This window comes from Microcoleus sp. K5-D4 (assembly GCF_036704575.1).
Taxonomy (GTDB): domain Bacteria; phylum Cyanobacteriota; class Cyanobacteriia; order Cyanobacteriales; family Microcoleaceae; genus Microcoleus.
This window is the reverse complement of sequence record NZ_JAUBSD010000065.1, coordinates 32449-39818: the sequence shown is the minus strand read 5'-3', so window position 1 is coordinate 39818 and position 7370 is coordinate 32449. Positions and strand designations below refer to the sequence as shown.

3 protein-coding genes are annotated in these 7370 nt (G+C 47.1%); 2 read left to right on the top strand and 1 reads right to left on the bottom strand.

The genetic code is table 11. The features are described from left to right. A partial coding sequence (locus QUA77_RS19465) for a two-partner secretion domain-containing protein (protein ID WP_333451913.1) occupies positions 1-3953 on the bottom strand: 3953 nt, incomplete at its 3' end. Positions 3954-4861: 908 nt separating this feature from the next. Here QUA77_RS19465 and QUA77_RS19460 point away from each other — a divergent pair. Together QUA77_RS19460 and atpD are read left to right on the top strand one after the other, a co-directional pair. Next, positions 4862-5692, top strand: a complete 831-nt coding sequence (locus QUA77_RS19460; protein ID WP_333451911.1) for a PEP-CTERM sorting domain-containing protein — start codon at positions 4862-4864, stop codon at positions 5690-5692. Between the two features lie 132 nt (positions 5693-5824). Next, positions 5825-7282, top strand: a complete 1458-nt coding sequence (gene atpD, locus QUA77_RS19455) for a F0F1 ATP synthase subunit beta (protein WP_006635884.1) — start codon at positions 5825-5827, stop codon at positions 7280-7282. Positions 7283-7370: the final 88 nt, after the last annotated feature.

Genomic DNA, 7370 nt, shown 5'->3' with positions numbered 1-7370 from the left:
CCGCCAGTGTTGGTGGTGACACTGGCAGCATTGACGGCATTAAATGTAGTGGTTGCTGTACTGTTGGCGTTGATATTACCGAATGGAGTTGTGCCACCACTTCCTACTGCACCCGTAAATGTTAGATTTGATGCACCAGCATTGGCAGTGATATCGCTATTACCATCTAAGGTGGAAGCAAAGGTAATGCCATTACCAGTTAAAACTGGGTTATTGGCAATGGTGACGGCATCGTTATAAGTTTGGGCACCAGTAGTTGTGACTGTGCTATTGAGTTGAGTTGTACCGCCAGTGTTGGTGGTGACACTGGCAGCATTGACGGCATTAAATGTAGTGGTTGCTGTACTGTTGGCGTTGATATTACCGAATGGAGTTGTGCCACCACTTCCTACTGCACCCGTAAATGTTATGTTGCCTGTGCCAGCAGTAGCGGTAAGGTTATTATTACCAAGGTTATTATTACCATCGATAGCTCCATTTAAAGTAATGTTGCCACTACTGCCTGTATTGAGGGTGACATTATTACCCAGTAATGTATTTCCATTGATGGTGATATTTTGATTGGAGGTGCTGATGTCAGCATTTAGAGAAGTTGTAGGGGCAGAAAGGGTAATTGAAGCATTGTTGGTTCCCGTGATGGGACTGTTAATTGTAATTGTACCGGGTGAAGTTTGCAGGGTGGTAGGCGGATTTAAGGTAATAGGGCTATCAACTAAAATGTCACCACCGCTATTAGTTTGAATGGTAAATGAACCTAAGCTGGGCTGTAATAATCCTAATTGTGTGGGTGTTAAATTTAATCCGCTACCAGGAATGCCACCGATGACTATTGGCGCACCTGCTGTTAATGGCTGTAGGGTTAAATTGCCTGTACCAGATACATTTTCCGTCCAATTAATTGAGTTACTTGTAAGGAGAATGTTGTTGGTAATTGTCGCTGGGCTATTTAAGTTAATACTGCCGCTTGCTGTTACGTTTCCGGTAAGATTGGTATTACCTGTGGTATTGATGGTGAGATTTCCCATGGGAATGATACTACCGATCGCGCCTGTAAAGGTGACGTTACCTGCACCTGCATTGACTAATAAACTTTCAGTGTTTGCTGTAGTGCCGTTGAGGGTGCTATTAAAGGTAAGGTTGCCGCTGCTGGTAGTTCCTGATGTTGTCAGGGTAATAGTTGGTTGAGTGAGGATAACGGGTGATGGGAAAGTAATATTGCCACCGCTACCTGCTGTGGCTGAGGCATCAATATCGCCGCTAATTGTCGTATTGTTTGTACCAGGATTGAAGGTGATCTGGCCAGCGGTGCTGCTGCTAGAAGTTGAAGTGGTAGTAGAATCAAGTAAACCTGTAGTAATTCCCCCTGGCGCAGTTAAGGCAATCGGCCCTCCATTTCCTGAACTGGAGTAGGAATAAAAATTTCCACCAGCGGTGTTAATTGCGCCTGTTCCTCCGGTGACAGATAGGGTAATATTTCCTGCCGTACCTGTGCCTGATGAAAAGGAATTGGTGCCTCCAGTGGTAATGTTACCACCACCAGTTAAGAAGGCGATCGCGCCTCCATTTCCTGAACTGGAAGTGGCATCTACCAGTCCGGCAGTAGTGTTGATTGCGCCTGTTACTCCGGTGACAGAAAGGGTAATGTTCCCTCCATTACCTACGCCCGATGAACCGGTAACTAGATTGTTGGTAGTAATGTTACCATCAGCAGTTGAAAGGGCGATCGCGCCTCCATTTCCAGAAGTAGAAGTGGCATTCAGACCTCCAGCAGTTGTGTCGATCGCACCTATTCCTCCGGCAGCGAGGGTAATATTCCCTCCCGTACCTACACCTGATGAGGAAGAATTCATAAGACCAGTAGTAATATTACCACCAGCAGTTGAAAGGGCGATCGCTCCTCCATTTCCTGAAGTGGAAGAGGAATCCAGAACTCCAGCACTGGTGTTGATCGAACCTGTTCCTCCGGTAACAGAAAGAGTGATATTCCCGGACGTACCTGTACCCAAGGAATACAAATTAGCAGTGGTAATGTTACCGCCGGAAGTTGAGAGGGTGATCGCTCCTCCATTTCCATTAGATGAAGATGAATAGGAAGATAGATAGGCATATCCATAACTGGTGTTGATTGAACCTGTACCTCCTGTAACAGAGAGGGTGATATTCCCTCCATTTCCTGAAGATGAAGGGGAAAGTAGAGAGCCAGTATTAATGTTGCCACCAGTAGTGGAGAGGGCGATCGCTCCCCCATTTCCTGAAATCAGAGTGGCAGCAGTGGTGTTGATATCATTGGTACTGGTGAGGCTAATATTTCCGCCGCTAGTACCAACGTTAGTAGCAAGGTTGGCATTAACTGATATTGCATTACTAGCATTTAATGCGATCGCCCCATTTCCAATATTAGTAATAGGTTGATTAACAGTAATATTATTATCAGCTTGCAGTGTCAACGAATTACTACTATTCCAAAAAACGGGAGCACTAACTGTAATATCGCCTGCATTAGCAAAGCCAGATGCAGTGGAAATTGTGACATTGCTTGCTCCCAGTTGGGTTTGCAGCGTGCCGTTGTTGATTGTAGATGTGCTGCTTGAGGGTGCAAATGTACCCCCTAATGTGCCGCCTGCATCCGCACCAGTGCTAATAGTAATATCAGTAGGATCTAACAATAAAGTTCCAGCAATGCCCAAGGTTGATCGCAAATCAACTAATCCTTGAAAATCCAGCGATTGCTTTCCCGACACTTCCACAAAGCCGCCATTCCCAGAAAACAAGCCACCTCTGGCAGTAATATTGCCATTAAAGCGAGTAGTTTCATCAGCCCAAACTATGACTCGCCCGCCATTCCCATTACTAACAGCATCAGCATTAATCGTCGAGTCGCTGCTGACAAAAGTCCGCGAAGCATTGGGCACCGTCCCTAAACCTTGATAATCTCCGCCAATCAGTACATTACCGCCGCCGTTAATCCCAGAAGCATCGATATTGCCTGCAATAACTCCTACTTTGTCGCCTAAAATATTTACAGTACCCCCAGTGTCGCCAGAGACGTTGAGAGTGCCGGATGCGATCGCAGTTCCCGCAGTTACCGGCACAGCAGTATTCCCTGTCAACACAACGTCGCCATTGGGATTTACCGTCAAACCCGTCGCCTGTGCCACACCTTGTCCAGTCAGCAACTCCGGCAAAGATAACACTGGCTGCGTCCAATTGTTTGGCAGCGAACTTGGATTTGCTGTCGGCTGAATATCCAAACTCAATAAATTTCCAGCTTGACTAATTCGCACCAAATTGTTACCAGGTACGGCGCTGATCAGAATATTGCCGCTAGGCGCAGTTACCTGACCCGTATTGACAACCGTACCGCCGATCAAACTTAAACTTTGACCAGGTGTCACCGTCAGATTGCCTGCATTAACAATGCTTCCCCCTGGCAAATTGGTAAACGCAAAACTATTCGGCGCCCCGATTAATGTTGCCCAATTGTTATTGCCGATCGCACTAAACCACTGATTGTTCCCAAAACCAATCCCTGTCGCCGTAGTAGCATTAAAAGATCCAGGCACGTTGAGACTGGCATTCGGCCCGAAAATCATGCCAGCAGGATTCATCAAAAATAAATTGGAATTCCCGCCCGTAACTTGAATTAAGCCATTGATTAAAGAAGGATTACCCCCAGTAATTCTTCCCAAAATATTTTGAATATTGGGATTGGTCAAAAAGTTAGCCGTTTGAGCCTCGCTGAGGCCGAACTGAGTAAAACTGTGAAAAAGATTAGCCCCATCTCCGCTGAAAGACCCCCCGGAAATGTCGTAGCGGTTGCCGTTGGGAGTAACAACTGTGTTAGTGCCGTCTGGTGCCGGGGCTATGGGTTGCGCGTTGGCCGAACCAGCCGCTGCACTCAGCCAGCTAACAATGAATAACCATCCGAGCAAATGTAGTTTGTTGGGTGTCATTGTGTTTAAAGATTGTGCTTAAAGTGCGATCGTATTTATTTATACTATTTTTACTCCTAAAAAAAAATCATGTCAATAGGAGCAGCCTATTTTTAGTTGCTGAATAATTAGTACGGGACAAGGAAATGTAGGTTTTTAATTACTATGATTTACGTAAAAACTGTTTTTTTACTAGAAGTCAGGCGCGGGAAATTAAACTTGGTTTCTTTTTTTGACTTTCACTGCTTCCCTGACTCAATTACCTTAAAAAACCGGGTTAATGCGTCCGGAACTGTGGGGGAAAATATGGCACCGAACGGGAGGGTTAGGGGTTTAAAAAACTCTGAATATTAGTCAAAATTACGTAAGTACCGCTCGCCTATTATACAGCTTGCTTAGAGTGGCAAAAAACTCGCTCAAATCTTTAATTGCGGTCGTGCCCACTTCTTTCTGCATCGGCCGAGCAGCTTGCAGCGCGCTTTGAGGAACAACGAACCGAACAGCAGACTTTCTCTCAAAAACTTTATATTTTTGGGATGAACTTTACCAAAACTTTATAAAGCTCGATTAAAATTTTTATGTATTTTTGATGAAAGCCAATATTTGCAAGTCTTGCACTCAACTTTAGACTGTTACCGAAACGAAGTAAATGTAGTAGGTTGGAAGTCTAGGCAGGATGAAAATCTTGCTCTGACAGATTAAACTATGCGAGTCTGGTGTCAGTGAAAACTCTTAGAAGAAGCACTCATTTACTCCAAAACACCCTTAAGTGAGATCTGTATGTAGATTCACTGGTGTGGAGCCTCTTCTTTAGGTTTGACGATCGCCCTAAATATCGCAGGCTCGCGATCGTCTATTCGCGTCACGGCAACATGGCATTTAGGGCATTTTCCGCCTTACTACCTAACAATACAGGAGGAATCAGGGTTATGACTACCTTAACGCTAGTCAAAAAAACATCTTTTACAGTCGCCAGCTTGGTAACCACAATGTTGCTCAGCATCTGCCCGCCCGTCCGAGCTTTCATGTTTGGCACTGGCGGCATCCAGTTCGATCAAGATACAAAGATCAACTTTAGATTCAACAACTCTTTCAGCCCTTACCAGTCAAGCTTGTGGGTGGCCCAAGCTGACCCACAAAACAATGGCTACACCAACATCGCCAGACTGTTTTACGAGACTCAACCCTCAGATAACGGCTCTGCCAACAACTGGGAAGCAACCTTCGGGAACGCAGTCACCTCCGAAAACGGCTCCATCACCCAAACCTTCACATTTTTGCAGGATCAAATTTATGCCCTGCTGCTGTGGAGCGACACAGGTAACGGCAGACCTTTCGAGCAATACGTCTCGTCGAGTACCTTCATGAACAGCCCCAACTGGTGGGCCGCCGGCACCCAGTTCCGAAGAGAGGAATGTCTGGTGGCGGGATGTCAGCTTGCTGTGTTTGGTGACTTTATGCTCAACTACAATTCCAGCGACTCATTTGCAAACATCAACGGCGGTAAAGGCCCAGAGCAATTTTCATCGCTCACAAAGGCCCAACTGGCTAATGGCACACAAATCTCCTTCGACGATGCCAAACCAGGAACCGAGCTTGACTTCAAAGACTTCACCGTGTCGGCTGAGTTAGTCCCCGAACCAGTCCCCGAACCAGTCCCCGAACCAGTCCCCGAACCAGTCACAGTGTTCGGGACTATCCTGGGTATCGGGGCTTTGGCTGCGACTCGCAGGAAAAAAAAGCGAGGGCAGCAACCATAAAAATGACTATTAACCAGCCCCATACAAATCTAAATAGTGCGTCTGTTCAGTGGTACTCTGAGAAATAGCATTTCTAAATGTTAAGACTTTTTCCATAACGGGAAAAATAGCATCCTAACAAAGGCACTATTCATGGTATCCACCGCAGAAAAAACGAACGTAGGCTACATCACCCAAATCATCGGGCCAGTTGTAGACGTAAAATTCCCAGGCGGCAAACTGCCCCAAATCTATAACGCTCTCACAATTTCCGGCAAAAACGAAGCAGGTCAAGACGTTGCCGTTACCTGCGAAGTTCAACAACTGCTCGGAGACAGCCAAGTGCGCGCCGTTTCCATGAGTACCACCGACGGCTTGGTGCGTGGCATGGAAGTAGTAGATACCGGGGAAGCGATCCAAGTTCCCGTCGGAATCCCAACTCTCGGCCGGATTTTTAACGTCATCGGTCAACCCGTAGACAACCTCGGCCCGGTCAATACTTCCGAAAGTATGCCCATCCACCGCAACCCGCCGGCTTTCACCGAACTGGAAACCAAGCCTTCGGTGTTTGAAACTGGGATCAAGGTGATTGACCTGCTCGCGCCCTACCGTCGCGGTGGCAAAATCGGTTTGTTCGGCGGCGCAGGCGTCGGCAAAACCGTGATTATGATGGAACTCGTGAACAACATCGCCAAGGCTCACGGTGGCGTGTCCGTGTTCGGTGGTGTGGGCGAGCGCACCCGCGAAGGTAATGACCTCTACAAAGAAATGATCGAGTCGGGGGTTATTGACGAAGAAGACCGCAGCAAGTCAAAAATTGCTCTGGTTTACGGTCAAATGAACGAGCCGCCTGGTGCTCGGATGCGCGTGGGCCTGTCGGCTCTGGCGATGGCCGAATACTTCCGTGATGTCAGCAAGCAAGACGTGCTGCTGTTCATTGACAATATCTTCCGGTTTGTGCAAGCGGGTTCTGAGGTATCGGCTCTGTTGGGTCGGATGCCTTCGGCTGTGGGATATCAGCCGACTCTCGGTACAGACATGGGCGACTTGCAAGAACGGATTACTTCGACTACCGAAGGTTCGATTACTTCGGTTCAAGCTGTGTACGTACCTGCGGATGACTTGACTGACCCCGCACCGGCTACGACTTTTGCTCACTTGGACGCTACAACTGTGTTGTCTCGCGGTTTGGCTGCGAAGGGGATTTATCCTGCGGTTGACCCGCTGGATTCTACGTCTACGATGTTGCAAGTTAGCGTTGTCGGCGAAGAGCACTATGGTGTTGCTCGTCAGGTGCAGTCTACTCTGCAACGCTATAAGGAATTGCAAGACATTATTGCAATTTTGGGCTTGGATGAGCTCTCAGAAGATGACCGCTTGACCGTTTCTCGCGCTCGCAAAATTGAACGGTTCTTGTCTCAACCGTTCTTTGTGGCTGAAGTGTTCACCGGTTCCCCCGGCAAGTACGTCAAGCTGGCAGACACCATTAAGGGCTTCCAGATGATTTTGGCTGGCGAACTTGACGAATTACCTGAACAAGCTTTCTATTTGGTGGGCGATATCAACGAGGCGATCGCCAAAGCTGAAAAAATGAAAGCTGACGCCAAGTAATTTTAGTCATGAGTCAGTAGTCAGTAGTCAGTCGTTATTAGTTATTAGTTATTAGTTATTTGTTATTGGTAACAACTGACAACTGATA

Bases quoted from the DNA above. Each gene is read 5' to 3' on its own strand.
- atpD (WP_006635884.1), top strand. From the start codon at position 5,825: ATGGTATCCACCGCAGAAAAAACGAACGTAGGCTACATCACCCAAATC.
- QUA77_RS19460 (WP_333451911.1), top strand. From the start codon at position 4,862: ATGACTACCTTAACGCTAGTCAAAAAAACATCTTTTACAGTCGCCAGC.